General features: G+C 72.4%; 19 protein-coding genes and 1 pseudogene. 16 read left to right on the top strand and 4 right to left on the bottom strand.

Annotation, left to right across the window (positions count from 1 at the left end):
- Window positions 1–2: 2 nt before the first annotated feature.
- A pseudogene (locus OG242_RS26655) lies at window positions 3–521 on the bottom strand (helix-turn-helix domain-containing protein); the annotation flags it as partial.
- A gap of 161 nt (window positions 522–682) precedes the next feature.
- Between OG242_RS26655 and OG242_RS26650 the strand changes: the two are divergent.
- Window positions 683–1,027, top strand: a complete 345-nt coding sequence (locus OG242_RS26650) for a CU044_2847 family protein (RefSeq protein WP_405900550.1) — start codon at window positions 683–685, stop codon at window positions 1,025–1,027.
- 4 nt (window positions 1,028–1,031) lie between these two features.
- On the opposite strand, the gene OG242_RS26645 is transcribed toward OG242_RS26650, so the two are convergent.
- Window positions 1,032–2,159 (bottom strand): YihY/virulence factor BrkB family protein, encoded by a 1,128-nt coding sequence (locus OG242_RS26645; RefSeq protein ID WP_405901734.1) that lies wholly within the window; start codon window positions 2,157–2,159, stop codon window positions 1,032–1,034.
- Between the two features lie 74 nt (window positions 2,160–2,233).
- On the opposite strand from OG242_RS26645, the gene OG242_RS26640 reads away from it, so the two are divergent.
- The 14 genes from OG242_RS26640 to OG242_RS26575 all read left to right on the top strand — a co-directional run bounded on the left by OG242_RS26640 (window position 2,234) and on the right by OG242_RS26575 (window position 15,688).
- A complete protein-coding gene (locus tag OG242_RS26640; protein WP_405900549.1) occupies window positions 2,234–3,871 on the top strand; it encodes an acyl-CoA dehydrogenase family protein in 1,638 nt (545 codons plus the stop codon).
- A 267-nt stretch (window positions 3,872–4,138) separates the two neighbouring features.
- On the top strand, window positions 4,139–5,395 hold the full coding sequence (locus OG242_RS26635; RefSeq protein WP_405901733.1) for a GAF domain-containing protein: 1,257 nt from the start codon (window positions 4,139–4,141) through the stop codon (window positions 5,393–5,395).
- 87 nt (window positions 5,396–5,482) lie between these two features.
- Entirely contained in the window at window positions 5,483–6,091 is a 609-nt protein-coding gene (locus OG242_RS26630; protein ID WP_405900548.1) for a GNAT family N-acetyltransferase, read from the top strand.
- Between the two features lie 149 nt (window positions 6,092–6,240).
- Complete coding sequence (locus OG242_RS26625; protein ID WP_309500612.1) at window positions 6,241–6,324, top strand: putative leader peptide; 84 nt, start codon at window positions 6,241–6,243, stop codon at window positions 6,322–6,324.
- Window positions 6,325–6,439: 115 nt separating this feature from the next.
- Complete coding sequence (locus OG242_RS26620; protein ID WP_405900547.1) at window positions 6,440–8,137, top strand: nitrite/sulfite reductase; 1,698 nt, start codon at window positions 6,440–6,442, stop codon at window positions 8,135–8,137.
- Window positions 8,134–8,313: a hypothetical protein gene (locus OG242_RS26615; RefSeq protein WP_405900546.1), complete on the top strand. Its 180-nt coding sequence runs from the start codon at window positions 8,134–8,136 to the stop codon at window positions 8,311–8,313. Before OG242_RS26620 ends, OG242_RS26615 begins: the two co-directional genes overlap by 4 nt.
- Entirely contained in the window at window positions 8,310–9,026 is a 717-nt protein-coding gene (locus OG242_RS26610) for a phosphoadenylyl-sulfate reductase (protein WP_405900545.1), read from the top strand. Before OG242_RS26615 ends, OG242_RS26610 begins: the two co-directional genes overlap by 4 nt.
- 23 nt (window positions 9,027–9,049) lie before the next feature.
- Window positions 9,050–9,595, top strand: a complete 546-nt coding sequence (gene cysC / locus OG242_RS26605; protein ID WP_405900544.1) for an adenylyl-sulfate kinase — start codon at window positions 9,050–9,052, stop codon at window positions 9,593–9,595.
- Window positions 9,592–10,527 carry a sulfate adenylyltransferase subunit CysD gene (gene cysD / locus OG242_RS26600; RefSeq protein WP_405900543.1) on the top strand — a complete coding sequence of 312 codons (936 nt, stop codon included), beginning with the start codon at window positions 9,592–9,594 and terminating at the stop codon, window positions 10,525–10,527. The genes cysC and cysD overlap by 4 nt, the downstream gene beginning before the upstream one ends.
- Before the next feature lie 2 nt (window positions 10,528–10,529).
- Window positions 10,530–11,867, top strand: coding sequence for a sulfate adenylyltransferase subunit 1 (locus tag OG242_RS26595; protein ID WP_405900542.1), 1,338 nt, complete (start codon window positions 10,530–10,532; stop codon window positions 11,865–11,867).
- 234 nt (window positions 11,868–12,101) lie between these two features.
- The gene (locus tag OG242_RS26590; RefSeq protein ID WP_405900541.1) at window positions 12,102–13,208 is read left to right on the top strand and encodes an aliphatic sulfonate ABC transporter substrate-binding protein; all 1,107 of its coding nucleotides are present in this window, start codon (window positions 12,102–12,104) and stop codon (window positions 13,206–13,208) included.
- Window positions 13,209–13,242: 34 nt separating this feature from the next.
- Window positions 13,243–14,031 carry an ABC transporter ATP-binding protein gene (locus OG242_RS26585; protein WP_405900540.1) on the top strand — a complete coding sequence of 263 codons (789 nt, stop codon included), beginning with the start codon at window positions 13,243–13,245 and terminating at the stop codon, window positions 14,029–14,031.
- Window positions 14,018–14,923, top strand: a complete 906-nt coding sequence (locus OG242_RS26580) for an ABC transporter permease (RefSeq protein ID WP_405900539.1) — start codon at window positions 14,018–14,020, stop codon at window positions 14,921–14,923. Before OG242_RS26585 ends, OG242_RS26580 begins: the two co-directional genes overlap by 14 nt.
- A 6-nt stretch (window positions 14,924–14,929) precedes the next feature.
- Window positions 14,930–15,688, top strand: coding sequence for a sirohydrochlorin chelatase (locus OG242_RS26575; protein ID WP_405900538.1), 759 nt, complete (start codon window positions 14,930–14,932; stop codon window positions 15,686–15,688).
- A gap of 24 nt (window positions 15,689–15,712) precedes the next feature.
- On the opposite strand, the gene OG242_RS26570 is transcribed toward OG242_RS26575, so the two are convergent.
- Complete coding sequence (locus tag OG242_RS26570) at window positions 15,713–16,345, bottom strand: DsbA family protein (RefSeq protein WP_405900537.1); 633 nt, start codon at window positions 16,343–16,345, stop codon at window positions 15,713–15,715.
- Window positions 16,346–16,413: 68 nt separating this feature from the next.
- Window positions 16,414–16,995, bottom strand: a complete 582-nt coding sequence (locus OG242_RS26565) for a TIGR03086 family metal-binding protein (RefSeq protein WP_405900536.1) — start codon at window positions 16,993–16,995, stop codon at window positions 16,414–16,416.
- A 138-nt stretch (window positions 16,996–17,133) separates the two neighbouring features.
- Here OG242_RS26565 and OG242_RS26560 point away from each other — a divergent pair, with 138 nt between their 5' ends.
- Window positions 17,134–17,970: an ABC transporter ATP-binding protein gene (locus OG242_RS26560; protein ID WP_405900535.1), complete on the top strand. Its 837-nt coding sequence runs from the start codon at window positions 17,134–17,136 to the stop codon at window positions 17,968–17,970.

The raw sequence follows: 17,970 nt of genomic DNA, 5'->3' as shown, positions 1-17,970 counted from the left end.
TGGTCGGCGCAGCCCGCCTCGATTGCCGCGTCGGCGTACGGCAGCCCCGAGCGTACGAGGGCCAGGGCCCGCTGGAGGCGCAGCACCCGGGCGAGGGTCTTGGGCCCGTAGCCGAAGGCGTTCAGGGAGCGGCGGTGCAGCTGGCGGGGACCGAGCCCGGCGCTCCGGGCCGCCTCCGCGACGCCGGCGCCCGCCTCCAGCCGCGCGGCGACCGCGCGCATCACCGGGTCCGGGGGCTCGGTGCGGGCCCCCCGGTCCAGGGCGATGTCCTCCAGGGCCGCGGCCGGGTCGGCCGCTTCGGCGACGCGTTCGGTGAGGCGGCGGACCCGGGCGCCGGGCCACAGCGCGGCGAGCGGCACCCGGAGATCGCGCAGTTCGTGGGCGCGCACGCCCAGCAGGGCGGGGGCGGCGCCCGGGGCGAAGCGGATTCCGGCCCAGCTGCCGCCGGCGCCGGTGGCGGGCGCGGTGCGGGTGTCCGGCCCGGCGACGAGGAGGCGCTCACCGCTCCAGAGCAGGTCCATGCAGCCGTCGGGCAGCACCGGATGGGCCGTGCCCGGCTCCACGGTCAGGGTCCACACCCGCGCGCCGTCCAGTCGCGACGCGCGCTCTTCGTAGCTGTCGCCCATGCCACTAGTCTCGTCCACGGATACGGCAGCGAACGTAATCGGCTACGGGGGCGGTCATGGCGTCACTGATGGAGTTCACCACGGACAACGGGGCGACGGTGACGGTGGAGGTCGACCGGCACGCCCCCGGGGCGCAACTGGTGTCGCGGGACGGGCAGCACGCCCTGGCGCGGGCGGGGCGCACCTTCGACAGCGCGCTGGAGGGCATCCGTTCGGCGGCCGAGTCCGCGCTCGCCGTGTTCCGGGACGGGAGGCTGCAGCCGGACGGGGTGGAGCTGGAGTTCGGCGTGAAGATCACCTCGGAGGCGGGCGCGGTGATCGCGAAGAGCGCCCTGGAGGGCCACCTGACGGTGAAGCTGTCCTGGTCGCCGGGGTCGCAGAGCCCGGCGACCACCGGCTGAGGGCTCACTCGTCGTACGGGTTCGCCCGGTCCGTGTCCTTCTCGCGGCCGGGCTTCTGGAGCCGGGACTTCACGTCGTCCGGGGGCAGGAACCGGGACCAGCGCTCGGGGAACTCGGAGGGCATGTACGGGCTGTCGCCCTCGTCTCCGTCGTCCTCGTCGTCGTCCTCGTCGTCGAGCGGGCCGCCGTGCCAGCTCTCCGCCTGGGTGCGGGCCACGAACTCGGCGGCCTGGGCGGCGCGCACCCGGTCGTTGGCGGCACGGGCGGCGGCCGTGGCGACGGAGGGCCAGACCCGGTCGATGGCCGCGTTGACGGCGGCGCCGACCAGCACCGCGAAGGCGGAGATGCCGATCCACAGCAGTACCGCGATGGGGGCGGCCAGCGATCCGTAGATCGTGGGGCCCTCGACCGTACTGGTCAGGTAGATCCGGAGCAGGAAGCTGCCCACCACCCACATCCCCAGCGCCACCAGGGCGCCCGGCATGTCCTCTATCCACGGCGAGCGCACCGGCACGGACACGTGGTAAAGGGTGGTCAGGAAGGCTACGGAGAGCAGGATCACGAGCGGCCAGTACAGGACGCTTATGACCTCGGTGCCCCACGGTATGAACTCCACGACCCGGTCGGGCCCGACCACGAGCAGCGGCAGCACCACCGCGCCGAGCAGCAGCGCCACCACGTACAGCAGGAAGGCCAGCATCCGGGTCTTGACTATGCCGCGCTGCCCGTCGAGCCCGTACATGACGGTGATCGTGTCGATGAAGACGTTGACCGCGCGGGAGCCGGACCACAGGGCGATCGCGAAACCGATGGAGATCACGTCGGGCCGGGCGCCGGTCGTGACGTCGGCGAGCAGCGGCTTGGCGAACTCGTTGACGCCGCGTTCCGAGAGCACGGTGTGGGCCGCGCTGAGGATGTTGCGCTCGATGGAGGCGACCGTGGTGGTGCTCGTCCACTCGTCGACGTAACCGAGCAGGCCGATCAGGCCGAGCAGCAGCGGGGGCAGGGACAGCAGGGTGAAGAACGCCGCCTCGGCGGCGAGTCCCAGGATGCGGTACTCCATGCACGAGTTGACCGTGTCCTTGAGCAACTGCCAGGCGAGTTGCCGCTTGGAGACGTTGCGATAGAGCACTCGGGCCCGGTGGAGCCGGCCCGGTGGCCGCTCGGGTGTTTCATTTGCTGCCTGCACGTCCTTACCGTATCGGCATGGCAGCCACCTCCCACACCGTGTCCGACCAGCCCCCTCCCCTGCTCGGCCATGACGTCTTCGGCGCGGACCGGGTGCTCGGCGAAGCCGTGGAACGTCACCTTCCGCCCGAGGTGCTGGACGAGGCGAGAGAGGGGCTGGCCGCGCTCGGCCGGTCGGCCGGCTCCGCGCAGGCGGCGTCCTGGGGCACTCAGGCCAACGAGAACCCGCCGAAGCTGCGCACCCACGACCGCTACGGACACCGCGTCGACGAGGTGGAGTTCCACCCCGCCTGGCACCGGCTGCTCGGTCACGCCGTCGGCGCGGGCCTCACCGACGCCTGGGACCGGCCGGGCGGGCATGTGCGCCGGGCCGCCGGTTTCCTGGTCTGGACGCAGGCCGAGGCCGGGCACGGCTGCCCGCTCTCGATGACGCACGCGGCGGTGCCGGCCCTGCGCGCCGAGCCGGAGGTGGCCGCCGAGTGGGAGCCTCTGCTGACCTCGCGGGTGTACGAGGAGGGGCTGCGGCCGCCCGGGCGGAAGGCGGGGGCGCTGCTGGGGATGGGCATGACGGAGAAGCAGGGCGGCTCGGACGTGCGGGCGAACACCACGCGCGCCGAGCCGCTGTCCGGCGACGGCGAGTACGCGCTGACCGGGCACAAGTGGTTCTGCTCGGCGCCGATGTCCGACGGTTTCCTGGTCCTCGCGCAGGCCCCCGGAGGTCTCACCTGCTTCCTGCTGCCCCGGGTCCTGCCGGACGGCTCCCGCAACCCCTTCGCGATCCAGCGGCTCAAGGACAAGCTGGGCAACCGGTCGAACGCCTCGGCGGAGGTCGAGTTCGACGGGACGTGGGCGCGCCGGATCGGCGAGGAGGGGCGGGGCGTCCGCACGATCATGGGGATGGTGGCGGCGACCCGGCTGGACTGCGTGACCGGCTCGGCGGCGCTGATGCGGCAGGCGGTGGCGCAGGCGGTCCACCACACGACGCACCGGTCCGCCTTCGGCGGCCCGCTCGTGGACAAGCCGCTGATGCGCAACGTGCTGGCCGATCTGGCGCTGGAGTCGGAGGCGGCGACCGTGCTGGCGATGCGGCTGGCGGCGGCGTACGACGACGGGGGCGAGAGCGAGTCGGCGTTCCTGCGGATCGCGGTGCCGGCGGCGAAGTACTGGGTGACCAAGCGGTGCACGCCGCTGGTGGGCGAGGCGCTGGAGTGTCTGGGCGGCAACGGTTACGTGGAGGAGTCGGGGATGCCCCGGCTGCTGCGCGAGGCGCCGCTCAACTCGATCTGGGAGGGCTCCGGGAACGTACAGGCGCTGGACGTGCTGCGGGTGCTGCAACGCGAACCGCTCGCGCTGAACGCGTTCCTCCGGGAGGTCGGCCTGGCCCGGGGCGCGGACCACCGGCTGGACGCGGCGATCAAGGGCCTGCTGACGGAGCTGGCCGATCTGGCGGGGATCGAGGCGCGGGCGCGCCGGGTCGTGGAGCGCGTCGCGCTGGTGCTCCAGGGCTCGCTGCTGGTGCGCTGGGCGCCGGCCGAGGTGGCCGACGCCTTCTGCGCTTCGCGCCTGGGCGGGGACGGGGGCGCGGCGTTCGGAACCCTGCCGCACACCCTGGATCTGGCGTCGGTCGTGGCCCGGGCCCGGCCGGTTGCTTCCTGACCGGGCAGCGACGGGGGGTGGTGCTGCGCCGACACGGCACCACCCCCCATGCTGTACCCACCGGACGTGAGGGCCGGAGCCCCGCGGTGCGGTGTACCGCCACTCTTGTACGGGCCCGGGGCCCTCGCCAGAGTTGCAGAGGGTTGCAACCATTGTGTGGAGTTGCGGTTTCGTGGCCCGGGGGGCGGCAGGATGGGGCGCGGCCCGCGGACCGGGCCGGGCATCGGGGGAGGGGGAACCGGCGTGGAGACGACTCCGGTCGATGTGATGCGGCTGGCCGCCCAGGAGACCGCGCAGGCCAGGCGCCTGGTGCACCGGGCGCGGGAGGCGCGGATGGCGGGCGACCGCATGCCCGCCGTGCCCCGGGCGGAGATCGGCGCCTCCTGGGACCGGGTGCTGCGCAGCGGCCTCGATCCCGAGCAGACGACGCACAGCGCGCTGCTGGAGACGGACGAGATCGAGCACCGGCGCCGCAGCTCCACGCTGGGCGAGGTGATGCCGCTGCTGAGCGACGGCCTGACGAGCATCGCGGACGCCTCGCAGCAGATCATGGTGGTCACCGACGTCGAGGGCCGGGTGCTGTGGCGCGAGGGCAACACGGGGGTGCTGCGCCGGGCCGACGACATCTGCCTCGCGGAGGGCGCGGCGTGGTCCGAGGAGATCACCGGAACCAACGCGATCGGCACGGCGCTGGCCTCGCGCGCCCCGGTGCAGGTGCACTCGGCGGAGCACTTCGTGCGCACCCTGCACGGCTGGACGTGTGCGGCGGCGCCGGTCCGCGACCCCAGGGACGGCCGGCTGATGGGGATCGTCGACATCAGCGGACCGGCGTCCACCTTCCACCCGACGACGCTGGCCCTGGTGCGGTCGGTGGCCCGGCTCGCGGAGAGCGAGATCCGGGTGCGGCATCTGGAGGCGGTCGACCGGCTGCGCGCGGTGGCCGCGCCGGTCCTGGGCCGGCTGGGCGGCCGGGCGCTGGCGGTGGACGGCCACGGCTGGACGGCGGCGGTGACGGGGATGCCCCCCGTGGACCGGCTCCCGCTGCCGAAGTCGCTGGGGCCGGGCCGGGTGTGGCTGCCGTCGCTGGGGATGTGCCGGGTGGAGCCGCTGCCGGGCGGCTGGCTGGTGCAGGTGGCGGACGGGGCGATGGACAGCCCGCCGCGCCGGGTGGTGCTGGACCTGAGCCGGCCGCGCGCGCTCGCGGTGAACGTGGTGAGTCCGGTGGGCACCTGGACCCAGCGGCTCTCGCCGCGCCACGCCGAGCTGTTGTACGCGCTGGCGGTGCACCGGGAGGGGCGTACGGCCTCCGAGCTGGCGCAGGACCTGTTCGGCGACTCGACCAGGACGGTGACGGTCCGGGCCGAGATATCGCGGCTGCGGCGCCATCTCGCCGAGGTGCTGGCGCACCGCCCGTACCGCTTCGGCGAGGGCGTGGAGGTGGAGGTGGTCCGCCCGGAGCACCCGGCCGATCTGCTGCCGCGTTCGAAGGCGCCGGTGGTGGTGGCGGGGCGCGGGGCCTCCTGAACGAAGGGTGTCCGCGCAGGTCCGGGTGGTGGCGGCGGGCGGGGCCCGGCTTGGGTGCGGGCGGCGGGGCATGGTTGTCTGGCAGCCATGAGCAACCCCGTACGCCCCGCAGGTGCCGCCGTCGACGAGGTGACCGTCTGGTCCCTGGAGCAGACCTCCCCCGACGATCTGCGGCCGTCCGCCGTGCCGGACGGGGACGTCCGGATCGTGCGGTCCGAGGTGCCGCTGCCCGAGTTCAGCCGGTTCCTGTACACGGCGGTCGGCGGTGACGTCCGCTGGACGGACCGGCTGGGGATGACGTACGCGCAGTGGCAGGAGGCCCTGGACCGGCCGGGCGCGGAGACCTGGGTGGCGTACGCGAACGGCACCCCGGCCGGCTACATCGAGCTGGACCCGCAGGACGACGGCGTCGTCGAGGTCATGTACTTCGGGCTGATCCCCGCTTTCCGGGGGCGCCGGATCGGCGGGCATCTGCTGTCGTACGGGACGGCCCGCGCCTGGGACCTGGCCGAGCGGTGGCCCGAGCGGCCGGCGACGAAGCGGGTGTGGCTGCACACCTGCTCCAAGGACGGCCCGCACGCGATGGACAACTACCTGCGGCGCGGCTTCCGGCTGTTCGACACCCGCACGGAGCTGGAGGAGCCGGTGGCGACCCCCGGCCCCTGGCCCGGTTCCGGCCGAGAGCTGCTTCCATAGCAAATCCCCTCGCTTGTCCGGTTTTATGCTTCATCCCGGCGCCCGGCACTCACGTGACGGGCGCCACATCGTCTCGTACAGCGGGACAGTCTCGTCCACATCATGGATAGTGGTGGACTGCCGCGAGATCCCCATGACACGCTTCCGTCATGTCCGGAACTGGAATTGCCTTGGTGAGTCGACGCCACGTCGACCTCGGCCGCATGTCCAGCGCCATCTGTCCGGCGGGCTGAGAGTCCCAGCACCGCCGAGATCCTCTTGCTTCAGTTCAGCCCTGCGCACCGCCGCGCCAGACGCGAGTGTGCAGTTCAGAGCCGCCCTCCTGCAGTCCCGAAGGACGTATTTGCCATGGCCGCGAGCCCGGAGAACACCGCTACCGCGACGCCCCGCCGCAAGGCCGGGCGCCATCGTGGTGAGGGCCAGTGGGCCATGGGACACCACACACCCCTCAACGCGAACGAGCAGCTCAAGAAGGATGACGACAGTCTCAACGTGCGGACACGCATTGAGACGATCTACTCCAAGCGTGGCTTCGACTCGATCGACCCGTCCGACCTGCGCGGCCGGTTCCGCTGGTGGGGTCTGTACACGCAGCGCAAGCCCGGGATCGACGGCGGCCGGACCGGCGCGCTGGAGCCGGAGGAGCTCGAGGACAAGTACTTCATGATGCGCACGCGCATCGACGGCGGCCGGCTGACGACCGCTCAGCTCCGTGCCATCGGCGAGGTGTCGCAGGAGTACGCGCGCGGCTCGGCCGACATCACGGACCGGCAGAACGTGCAGATGCACTGGGTGCGCATCGAGGACGTGCCGGCCATCTGGCAGAAGCTGGAGGCGGTCGGGCTCTCCACCACCGAGGCGTGCGGCGACTGCCCGCGTACGATGATCGGTTCGCCGGTGGCGGGGATCGCCGCCGACGAGATCATCGACGGCTCCCCGGCGCTGGAGAAGATCCACGACCTCTACATCGGCAACAAGGACTTCTCCAACCTGCCCCGCAAGTTCAAGACCGCGATCTCCGGCTCGCCGGTGCAGGACGTCGTCCACGAGATCAACGACATCGCCTTCGTCGGCGTCGAACACCCCGAGCACGGCCCCGGGTTCGACCTCTGGGTCGGCGGCGGGCTCTCCACCAACCCCCGGCTCGCCGAACGCCTCGGCGCCTGGGTGCCGTTGGACGAGGTCCCCGATGTCTGGGCGGCCGTCACCGGCCTGTTCCGGGACTACGGCTACCGGCGGCTGCGCAACCGCGCCCGGCTGAAGTTCCTGGTCGCGGACTGGGGCGTCGCCAAGTTCCGCCAGGTGCTGGAGGACGAGTTCCTCAGGCGTCCGCTGCTGGACGGCCCCGCCCCCGCCGAACCGTCCTCGCGCTGGCGCGACCACGTGGGCGTCCACCCGCAGCAGGACGGCCGGTTCTACGTGGGCTTCGCCCCGCGCGTCGGCCGGCTGGACGGCACCACGCTGACCAAGATCGCCGAACTGGCGGAGGCCCACGGCTCGCACCGGGTGCGCACCACCGTGGAGCAGAAGCTGATCATCCTCGACGTGGAGCAGGACCGGGTCGAGTCGCTCTCCGCCGGTCTTGAGGCGCTGGGGCTCCAGGTGAAGCCCTCGACGTTCCGCCGGTCCACGATGGCCTGCACGGGCATCGAGTTCTGCAAGCTGGCCATCGTCGACACCAAGGACCGGGGCGCCTCGCTGATCGAGGAGCTGGAGCGCCGGCTGCCCGACTTCGACGAGCCGCTGACCATCAACCTCAACGGCTGCCCCAACGCCTGCGCCCGCATCCAGACCGCGGACATCGGCCTCAAGGGCCAGCTCATGGTCGACGCCGCCGGGAACCAGGTCGAGGGCTTCCAGGTCCACCTCGGGGGCGCGCTCGGGCTGGACGCCGGGTTCGGCCGCAAGGTGCGCGGTCTGAAGGTCACCTCGGAGGAGCTGCCGGACTACGTCGAGCGGGTCATCAGCCGCTACCTGGAGGAGCGCGAGGCCGACGAGCGCTTCGCGACCTGGGCCGCCCGCGCCAGCGCGGAGTCGCTGTCATGAGCGAGCGCGCCGCACCGTTCCACTGCCCCTACTGCGGCGACGAGGACCTGCGCCCGCACGAGGCCGGGCACGGGGCGTGGGAATGCGCTTCCTGCAATCGCGCGTTCCAGCTGAAGTTCCTGGGCCTGCTGAGCCGGGGACTGAAGGCCAACGACGCGGGAGGGGACGGAATATGACGGTCACTCAGAACATCGACACGCTCACCGGTGAGGAGCTGAGGGAGCTCGCCGAGCGGGCCGGACGCGAGCTGGAGGACGCCTCCGCGCTCGACATCCTGAAGTGGGCGGCCGAGACCTTCGGGCCCCGGTTCTGCGTCACCTCCTCGATGGAGGACGCGGTCGTCGCCCACCTCGCCTCCCGGGCGATGCCCGGCGTGGACGTGGTGTTCCTCGACACCGGCTACCACTTCGAGGAGACCATCGGGACCCGGGACGCGGTGGACGCGGTGATGGACGTCAACGTCATCACGCTGACCCCGCGCCAAACGGTGGCCGAGCAGGACGCCGAGTACGGGCCGAAGCTGCACGACCGCGACCCGGACCTCTGCTGCAAGCTGCGCAAGGTCAAGCCGCTGGAGGAGGGCCTGACCGCCTACGCCGCCTGGGCGACCGGGCTGCGCCGCGACGAGTCCCCGACCCGGGCGAACACCCCGGTCGTCGGCTGGGACGAGAAGCGCCGGAAGGTGAAGGTCTCGCCGATCGCCCGGTGGACCCAGGACGACGTCGACGCCTACGTCGCCGAGCACGGGGTGCTCACCAACCCGCTGCTGATGGACGGCTACGCCTCCGTGGGCTGCGCGCCCTGCACCCGCCGGGTGCTGGAGGGCGAGGACGCCCGGGCCGGCCGCTGGGCCGGGCGCGGCAAGACCGAGTGCGGGCTGCACGGCTGATGACGACTGATCAGGAGACTTCGATGAGCGTGACGGAGACGGGAGCCACCGTCTGGCTGACCGGTCTGCCGAGCGCCGGCAAGACCACCATCGCCTACGAGCTCGCCGGGCGGCTGCGCGGCGAGGGCCACCGGGTGGAGGTGCTCGACGGCGACGAGATCCGCGAGTTCCTCTCCGCGGGCCTCGGCTTCACCCGCGAGGACCGGCACACCAACGTGCAGCGGATCGGCTTCGTCGCCGAACTGCTGGCGGCCAACGGCGTCAAGGTGCTGGTCCCGGTCATCGCCCCGTACGCGGACAGCCGGGACGCCGTCCGCAAGCGCCACCAGGCCGAGGGCACCGCGTATCTGGAGGTGCACGTCGCCACTCCGGTCGAGGTGTGCTCGGAGCGCGACGTGAAGGGTCTTTACGCCAAGCAGGCGGCGGGCGAGATCAGCGGGCTCACCGGGGTGGACGACCCCTACGAGGCCCCCGAGTCGCCCGATCTGCGCATCGAGTCGCACCGCCAGACCGTGCAGGAGTCCGCGGCGGAGCTGTACGCGCTGCTGAGCGAGAGGGGTGCGGCGTGACGACCGTCGCGACTGTGCAAGAGGGCACCGACAATCCGTACGCGCTGAGCCACCTGGACTCGCTGGAGTCCGAGGCGGTGCACATCTTCCGGGAGGTGGCGGGCGAGTTCGAGCGGCCGGTGATCCTGTTCTCGGGCGGCAAGGACTCGATCCTGATGCTGCACCTGGCGCTCAAGGCGTTCGCGCCCGCGCCGGTGCCGTTCTCCCTGCTGCACGTGGACACCGGCCACAACTTCCCCGAGGTGCTGGCGTACCGCGACCGCGCGGTCGCCGAGCACGGGCTGCGGCTGCACGTCGCCTCCGTGCAGGAGTACATCGACGCCGGCAAGCTCCGCGAGCGCCCGGACGGCACCCGCAACCCGCTGCAGACCGTGCCGCTGACCGAGGCCATCCAGCAGCACCGCTTCGACGCGGTGTTCGGCGGCGGCCGGCGCGACGAGGAGAAGGCGCGCGCCAAGGAGCGGGTCTTCTCGCTGCGCGACGAGTTCTCCCAGTGGGACCCGCGCCGGCAGCGCCCCGAGCTGTGGCAGCTGTACAACGGCCGGCACGCCCCCGGCGAGCACGTCCGGGTCTTCCCGATCTCCAACTGGACCGAGCTCGACGTCTGGCAGTACATCCAGCGCGAGGGCATCGAGCTCCCGTCGATCTACTTCGCCCACGAGCGCGAGGTCTTCGACCGCTCCGGCATGTGGCTGACCGCGGGCGACTGGGGCGGGCCCAAGGAGCACGAGAAGACCGAGACCCGCCAGGTGCGCTACCGCACGGTCGGTGACATGTCCTGCACCGGCGCCGTCGACTCCGACGCCACCACGCTGGACGCGGTGATCACCGAGATCGCCGCCTCCCGGCTCACCGAACGGGGCGCCACCCGCGCCGACGACAAGATGTCCGAGGCCGCGATGGAAGACCGCAAGCGCGAGGGGTACTTCTAACCATGACCACGTCCACCCAGTCGGCCGAGCTGCTCGCGGCCACCACCCTGCTGCGGTTCGCCACCGCGGGGTCGGTCGACGACGGCAAGTCCACCCTCGTGGGACGCCTGCTGCACGACTCCAAGTCGGTCCTCACCGACCAGCTGGAGGCCGTCGAGCACGCCTCGCGCAACCGCGGCCAGGAGACGCCGGACCTGGCGCTGCTGACCGACGGACTGCGCGCCGAGCGCGAGCAGGGCATCACCATCGACGTCGCCTACCGCTACTTCGCCACGCCCCGGCGGCGGTTCATCCTCGCCGACACCCCGGGCCATGTGCAGTACACCCGCAACATGGTCACCGGCGCCTCCACCGCCGAGCTGGCCGTGGTGCTGGTCGACGCCCGCAACGGGGTCGTCGAGCAGACCCGCCGGCACGCCGCGGTCGCCGCGCTGCTGCGCGTCCCGCACGTGGTGCTGGCCGTCAACAAGATGGACCTGGTGGACTACGCGGAGCCGGTGTTCGCCGCGATAGCCGAGGAGTTCACCGCGTACGCGGCCTCCCTCGGGGTCCCCGAGATCACCGCGATCCCGATCTCCGCGCTGGCCGGCGACAACGTCGTGGAGCCGTCCGCCAACATGGACTGGTACGGCGGTCCGACCGTCCTGGAGCACCTGGAGACGGTCCCGGTCAGCCACGACCTGACCGGCTGCCACGCCCGCTTCCCCGTCCAGTACGTGATCCGGCCGCAGACCGCGGAGCACCCCGACTACCGGGGCTACGCGGGCCAGATCGCCGCCGGGGCGTTCCGGGTCGGCGAGTCCGTGACCGTGCTGCCCTCGGGCCGTACCTCCACGATCGCGGGCATCGACCTGCTCGGGGTCCCCGTGGACATCGCCTGGGCGCCGCAGTCGGTGACCCTGCGGCTCACGGACGACATCGACGTCTCGCGCGGCGACCTCATCGCCCCGGTGGGCGACGCCCCGGCCGTCACCCAGGACGTCGAGGCGACCGTCTGCCACGTGGCGGACGAGCCGCTGACCGTGGGCCGGCGGGTGCTGCTCAAGCACACCACGCGTACGGTCAAGGCGGTCGTCAAGGACATCCCCTCGCGGCTGACGCTGGACGACCTCTCGCAGCACCCGGCCCCGGGCAGGCTGGTCGCCAACGACATCGGCCGGGTCGTGGTCCGGACCGCCGAGCCGCTCGCGCTCGACGCCTACGCCGACTCGCGCCGCACCGGCTCCTTCCTGCTGATCGACCCGGCGGACGGCACCACGCTGTCGGCGGGCATGGCGGGCGCCTCGTTCGCCGCCGAGGAGCCGCCGGCCGCGGACGACGACGCGGAGTGGGACTTCTGATGAGCACCGACTTCTTCTCGACCTTCGCCAAGGAGGGCGGCCGCGTCGGCAGCGGCGCCCTCGGCAGTGGGCAGGGCGGTGTCGGGCGATGTGCGCGATGACGTACGCGCACTGCCTGCGCGCCCGACAGCACCGCACGCACCGCCTGTTCCGACGAAGACCTGCCGACTTCCCGGCCGCGCCCCCGTACGCACGAGGGGCGTGAGCACCGGGCCTCCGAGAGGAAGACCTCCCGTGCCTGCCCCCCGTACCACGCTGCGCCGCAGCGCCGCCGCCGTCGCCGCCCTGCCCCTGCTGGCCGTGGTACTGACCGCCTGCGGCTACGGCTCCCAGGCCACGGACGACGACAAGGCGAACGCCGCACACGGCGAGAAGCTCTCCGCCGACACCGTGCGCATCGGGTACTTCCCGAACCTCACGCACGCCACCGCGCTCGTGGGCGACCAGGAGGGTCTCTTCCAGAAGGAGTTGGGCGGCACCCAGCTCAAGACCGCCACCTTCAACGCCGGCCCGTCCGAGATCGAGGCGCTGAACGCCAACTCGATCGACATCGGCTTCATCGGTCCCTCGCCGTCCATCAACGGCTACACCAAGTCCGAGGGCAAGAACCTGCGGATCATCGGCGGCTCCGCGTCCGGCGGTGTGAAGCTCGTCGTGAACCCGAAGAAGATCAAGACCCTGGACGACCTCAAGGGCAAGAAGATCGCGACCCCGCAGCTCGGCAACACCCAGGACGTGGCGTTCCTCAACTGGATCTCCGAGAAGGGCTGGAAGGTCGACGCCCAGAGCGGCAAGGGCGACGTCTCCGTCGTCCGTACGGACAACAAGGTGACCCCGGACGCCTACAGGTCCGGTTCCATCGACGGCGCCTGGGTCCCCGAGCCGACTGCCTCCAAGCTGGTCGCCGAGGGCGCGGAGGAACTGCTGGACGAGTCGACGCTGTGGCCGGACGACAAGTTCGTGATCACCAACATCATCGTGTCGCAGAAGTTCCTCACGGAACACCCGGACGTCGTCGACGCGGTGCTGCGCGGCTCGGTGAGGACCAACGCCTGGATCAACGCCAACCCGGACAAGGCGAAGGCCTCCGCCAACGCCGCGCTGAAGAAGCTCACCGGCAAGGAGCTGCCGGCCGAGGTCGTCGACCCCGCCTGGAAGTCGATCCGGATCACCGACGACCCGCTGGCCGCCACGCTCGACGCGCAGGCCCAGCACGCGGTCAAGGCCGGTCTGCTGGAGAAGCCCGACCTCAAGGGCATCTACGACCTGAAGCCGCTGAACAAGATCCTCAAGGCCGCGGGCAAGCCCGAGGCCGACGACGCCGGCCTCGGCGTCAAGTAACCAGCCGCCCGAAGACTCCCAGGAGGTGACGACCATGGCGAACACCCTCACCAAGGCCGAGGACCGTGTCTCGGTCGGGCACGCCGCTCGTATCGCGCATGTCTCGAAGTCCTTCGCCGGGCCCGCGGGAACGCAGCTGGTCCTGGACGACATCAGTCTCGATGTCGCCCCGGGCGAGTTCGTCACCCTCCTGGGAGCCTCCGGGTGCGGCAAGTCGACGCTGCTCAACCTGGTGGCCGGCCTGGACCGGCCGACCGGGGGGACCATCGAGACCCCCGGCGGCCGGCCGGCGCTGATGTTCCAGGAGCACGCCCTGTTCCCGTGGCTGACCGCGGGCAAGAACATCGAACTGGCCCTGCGCCTGCGCGGGATGCCGAAGTCGCAGCGCCGCGCGGAGGCGGAGCGCCTGCTGGAGCTGGTGCGCCTGGGCGGGGCGTACGGCAAGCGGGTGCACGAGCTGTCCGGCGGTATGCGGCAGCGCGTGGCGATGGCCCGCGCGCTCGCCCAGGACAGCCAACTGCTGCTGATGGACGAGCCGTTCGCGGCGCTCGACGCCATCACCCGTGATGTGCTGCACGACGAGCTGACCCGGATCTGGCGCGAGACCAACGTCTCGGTCCTGTTCGTCACGCACAACGTCCGCGAGGCCGTGCGCCTCGCCGAACGCGTGGTGCTGCTCTCGTCCCGCCCCGGCCGTGTCGCCCGCGAGTGGACGGTCGACATCGAGCAGCCGCGCCGTATCGAGGACACCGCCGTCGCGGAACTGTCCGTCGAGATCACCGAACAACTGCGTGGGGAGATCCGCCGTCATGGCCAGCACTGACATCAAGTCGGACGAGGCGGGGTCCGGCGGGAAGCCGGACGATCTGGCCGGCCTCGAAGCCGGTCTGGACGCCCTGGACGCGGTGCACGTGCAGCGCACCCCGGTGCGCGAGGTCCTGCTGCGCAAGGTCCTGCCCCCGCTGGTCGCGGTGGCCCTGGTCGTGGTCGTCTGGCAGCTGCTCGTCTGGGGCGAGGTCACCGAGGACTACAAGCTGCCCTCGCCGTCCGCCGTCTGGGACAGCGCCCACGACATGTGGCTTCAGGGGACGCTGCTGGAGGTGGTGTGGACCAGCATCTCGCGCGGTCTGCTCGGCTTCCTGCTGTCCGTGGCGATCGGTACGCCGCTGGGTCTGCTCGTGGCCCGGGTGAAGTTCGTCCGGGCCGCGATCGGCCCGGTCCTGTCCGGGCTGCAGTCCCTGCCCTCGGTGGCCTGGGTGGCGCCGGCGGTGATCTGGCTCGGGCTGAACGACTCGATGATGTTCGCGGTCATCCTGCTCGGCGCGGTGCCCTCGATCGCCAACGGCCTCGTCTCGGGCGTCGACCAGGTGCCCCCGCTCTTCCTGCGGGCCGGTCGCACGCTGGGCGCGACGGGGCTGCGCGGGACCTGGCTGATCGTGATGCCGGCCGCCCTGCCGGGCTATCTGGCGGGCCTCAAGCAGGGCTGGGCGTTCTCCTGGCGTTCCCTGATGGCCGCCGAGATCATCGCCTCGTCCCCGGACCTCGGTCTCGGGCTCGGCCAGCTGCTGGAGAACGGGCGCAACAACGCGGACATGCCGGGGATCTTCCTCGCCATCATCCTGATCCTGTTCGTCGGCATCGCCATCGACCTGCTCATCTTCAGTCCGCTGGAGCGGTGGGTGCTGCGCAGCCGCGGTCTCCTCGTCAGGAACTGAGCGCCCATGTCCTCTCCGGTCCTCCTCGTCATCGCCCACGGCAGCCGTGACCCCCGGCACGCCGCGACCGTGCACGCGCTGACCGCGCGGGCGGGGGCGCTGCGGCCGGGGCTCCGGGTGGAGACGGCCTTCCTGGACTTCAACGCGCCCTCGGTGCCGCGGGTCCTGGAACGGCTGGCCGCCGAGGGCGCGCCCGAGGTGGTGGCGCTGCCGCTGCTGCTCACCCGGGCGTTCCACGCGAAGTCGGACATCCCGGCGGTGCTGCGCGAGGCGCGCGCGGCGCTGCCCCGGCTGCGGGTGCGGCAGGCCGAGGTGCTCGGCCCGTCGCCGCTGCTGAACGCCGCGCTGGAACGGCGGCTGTACGAGGCCGGGGTCCGCCCCGGCGACCGAAGCTCGACCGGGCTCGTCCTGGCCTCGGCGGGCTCATCAGACCCGGAGGCGATCGCAGTGATCGCTGAAATCGCGCGGGAGCTGCGGCACACCGGTTGGTGTTCCGTGCGGCCTGCGTTCGCCTCCGCATCCCTTCCCCGCACCGAGGACGCGGTTCGGGCCCTGCGCGCCGAGGGCGTGCGCCGCGTGGCGGTCGCCCCGTACGTGATCGCGCCCGGCCGCCTCCCGGACCGCATCGCGGCGGGGGCGGCCGAGGCCGGCGCGGAGGTGCTGGCCGGGGTGCTGGGCCCGGCCCCGGAGCTGGCCCGGCTGCTGCTGGACCGGTACGACGAGGCGAACGCGACCGCGTCACTGCCGGTCGCGGTCAGCGCCTGAGGCGAGCGGCGCGCCCGGATCCGCTCAGCCGACGTCGATGCCGCCCGTGCGGGTGCGCTTGAGCTCGAAGAAGTCGGCGTGGCCGGCGAGCACCCGGAAGCTGTCGAACAGCCGGGCCGCCTCCTCGCCGCGCGGGATCGCCCGTAGCACCGGCCCGAACCACACGGTCCCGTCGACGTGGATCGTGGGCGTACCGACGTAGCCGCCCGCCTCCGGGTCCTGGCCCGCCTCGTGGCTGCGCCGCACGGCCTCGTCGTACGCCTCGGTGTGCGCGGCCTCCGCGAGGTGGGCGGGCAGGTCCAGCTCCGCGAGGGACTGGGCGGCCACCTCGTCGAAGTCCTCGTTCTTCTGCTGGTGGATCCGGCTGCCGAGGGCCGTGTACAGGTCGCGCAGGACCTCTTCGCCGCGCTCCTCGGCGGCCGCCGCCGCCACCCGGACGGGGCCGATCGACCGGTCGACGAGGTCCCGGTACCAGTCGGGGAGTTCGTTGCCGATGTTGTGGAGGTAGAGGCTCATGACGTGGAAGCGGAGCTCGATGTCGCGGTGCTGCTCCACCTCCAGCATCCAGCGTGAGGTGATCCAGGCGAACGGGCAGGCCGGGTCGAAGTAGAAGTCGACGACGGGCCTGCCCTGTTCCGGGGCTCGGTGTGTGGTCATGGGACGAGCCTAGCCAGCCGGTGGCGCACTCCCCCGGGCCATTCGGCGCCCCGTGGCCTGGGCCATTCTCAGGACGCGCTCCACTGCGGGTCGCGTCCGCTCAGGGCAAGCGCGCGGGTGAATCCGGTGGCGCCGGGGACGGCCACCTCGTCGGTGAACCCCTCGTACTGGCGGTAGAGCGCGGCGGTCTTCTCGACGTTGTCCAGGACGTAGGCGGCGGCACCGTCGGAGACCCGGAACTCCTGGCCGGTGGCGCGGGCCACGTCCCAGCCGTGCAGCGCGATCTCCTCGACGAGCATCGCGGCGGTGCCGGCGGCGGGGGACGCGGACTCGCCCTCCCCGATGGTGCCCTCCCAGGCGGACGGGTCGGACCAGGCGGCGACGGCCCGGTCGAGCTGGGCCGCGTACCGCTCGGCCCAGTCGGCGTCGGTGGTGAAGTCGCGGGCGACGAGCGCCTCGGGGAGCTCCGTGCGCAGGGCGCGGTGCTCCATGCCGTGCGAGGTGTAGAGCACCCAGTGGTTGATGAGGGTGCGGACGTCCCAGTCCGCGCAGGGGGTGGCGGTCGCCTCCAGCTGTCGGGCGCTGACGCCCCGGGCCACACGGGCGGCCTCGGCGGCGCATTCGGTCATGTGGGCGTGCTCGGTCTTCATGCACCCCAACGTAGGCACGGGCGTGCGGCCGGTATTGAAGAAAGGCGACAGGTGCCGGACGAGGAGCGTGTACGGGGCACGGATAGGCTTTCCGGTGCGCAGGAAGCCGCTCGCGCCCGTACGAAGGAGCAGCCGCACGTGACCACCACCGCACCCCTGTCCCCCGCCGCCGTCACGGCCCCGGTCCCGGTCATCCGGGCCGACGGGGTCTGCCTCGTACGCGACGGGAACGTCCTGCTCGACTCGGTCTCGCTCACCGTGCGCGGCGGGGAGCACTGGGCGCTGCTCGGGGCCAACGGGGCGGGCAAGAGCACGCTGCTCGGGCTGCTCGGGGCGGTCACGCATCCCACCCGTGGTTCGGTCGAGGTGCTGGGCCGCACGCTGGGGCGGGTGGATCTGCGGGAGCTGCGGACGCTCCTCGGCCATGTCAATCCGCGCCATCCGCTGCGTTCCCCGCTGACGGTGAGCGAGGTGGTGCTGACCGGTCTGACGAATTCGGTCGAGCCGGTGCCGCGCTGGTCGCCGGGTCCGGGGCAGCGGGAGCGGGCGGAGCGGCTGCTGAAGATGCTGGGCATGGGCGGCAAGACGGGCTCGCGCTGGCCGGCGCTGTCGCAGGGCGAGCGCGGCCGGACGCTGATCGCCCGCGCCCTGATGCCGGAGCCCCGGCTGCTGCTGCTCGACGAGCCGGCGACCGGCCTCGACCTGGCCGCCCGGGAGCAGCTGCTGGACAGCCTGGACGCGTTGCGCGAGGAGCACCCGGAGCTGGCGACCGTGCTGGTCACCCATCATCTGGAGGAGCTGCCCGCGTCGACCACGCACGCGATGCTGCTGCGCGGTGGGCGGTGCCTGGCCTCGGGCGGGGCGGACGAGGTGCTGACCACGGACCGGGTCAGCGAGTGCTTCGGGCACCCGGTGCGGATCAGCCGGACGGACGGCCGGTGGGCGGCCCGGGCCCGGCGGGCGCCCCGGGGCTGA

The sequence above is a fragment of the Streptomyces sp. NBC_00727 genome (assembly GCF_045161745.1).
Classification (GTDB): domain Bacteria; phylum Actinomycetota; class Actinomycetes; order Streptomycetales; family Streptomycetaceae; genus Streptomyces.
The sequence above is the reverse complement of the archived record's forward strand: the minus strand, read 5'-3'. Positions and strand labels throughout refer to the sequence as shown.

What these genes read in the sequence shown, in the direction of transcription:
- OG242_RS26630 (WP_405900548.1), top strand. Translation starts at nt 5,483, where the DNA reads ATGAGCAACCCCGTACGCCCCGCAGGTGCCGCCGTCGACGAGGTGACC.
- OG242_RS26595 (WP_405900542.1), top strand. Translation starts at nt 10,530, where the DNA reads ATGACCACGTCCACCCAGTCGGCCGAGCTGCTCGCGGCCACCACCCTG.
- OG242_RS26615 (WP_405900546.1), top strand. Translation starts at nt 8,134, where the DNA reads ATGAGCGAGCGCGCCGCACCGTTCCACTGCCCCTACTGCGGCGACGAG.
- OG242_RS26580 (WP_405900539.1), top strand. Translation starts at nt 14,018, where the DNA reads ATGGCCAGCACTGACATCAAGTCGGACGAGGCGGGGTCCGGCGGGAAG.
- OG242_RS26620 (WP_405900547.1), top strand. Translation starts at nt 6,440, where the DNA reads ATGGCCGCGAGCCCGGAGAACACCGCTACCGCGACGCCCCGCCGCAAG.
- OG242_RS26575 (WP_405900538.1), top strand. Translation starts at nt 14,930, where the DNA reads ATGTCCTCTCCGGTCCTCCTCGTCATCGCCCACGGCAGCCGTGACCCC.
- cysC (WP_405900544.1), top strand. Translation starts at nt 9,050, where the DNA reads ATGAGCGTGACGGAGACGGGAGCCACCGTCTGGCTGACCGGTCTGCCG.
- OG242_RS26610 (WP_405900545.1), top strand. Translation starts at nt 8,310, where the DNA reads ATGACGGTCACTCAGAACATCGACACGCTCACCGGTGAGGAGCTGAGG.
- OG242_RS26585 (WP_405900540.1), top strand. Translation starts at nt 13,243, where the DNA reads ATGGCGAACACCCTCACCAAGGCCGAGGACCGTGTCTCGGTCGGGCAC.
- OG242_RS26570 (WP_405900537.1), bottom strand. Translation starts at nt 16,345, where the DNA reads ATGACCACACACCGAGCCCCGGAACAGGGCAGGCCCGTCGTCGACTTC.
- OG242_RS26635 (WP_405901733.1), top strand. Translation starts at nt 4,139, where the DNA reads ATGCGGCTGGCCGCCCAGGAGACCGCGCAGGCCAGGCGCCTGGTGCAC.
- OG242_RS26650 (WP_405900550.1), top strand. Translation starts at nt 683, where the DNA reads ATGGCGTCACTGATGGAGTTCACCACGGACAACGGGGCGACGGTGACG.
- OG242_RS26565 (WP_405900536.1), bottom strand. Translation starts at nt 16,995, where the DNA reads ATGAAGACCGAGCACGCCCACATGACCGAATGCGCCGCCGAGGCCGCC.
- OG242_RS26625 (WP_309500612.1), top strand. Translation starts at nt 6,241, where the DNA reads ATGTCCGGAACTGGAATTGCCTTGGTGAGTCGACGCCACGTCGACCTC.
- OG242_RS26640 (WP_405900549.1), top strand. Translation starts at nt 2,234, where the DNA reads ATGGCAGCCACCTCCCACACCGTGTCCGACCAGCCCCCTCCCCTGCTC.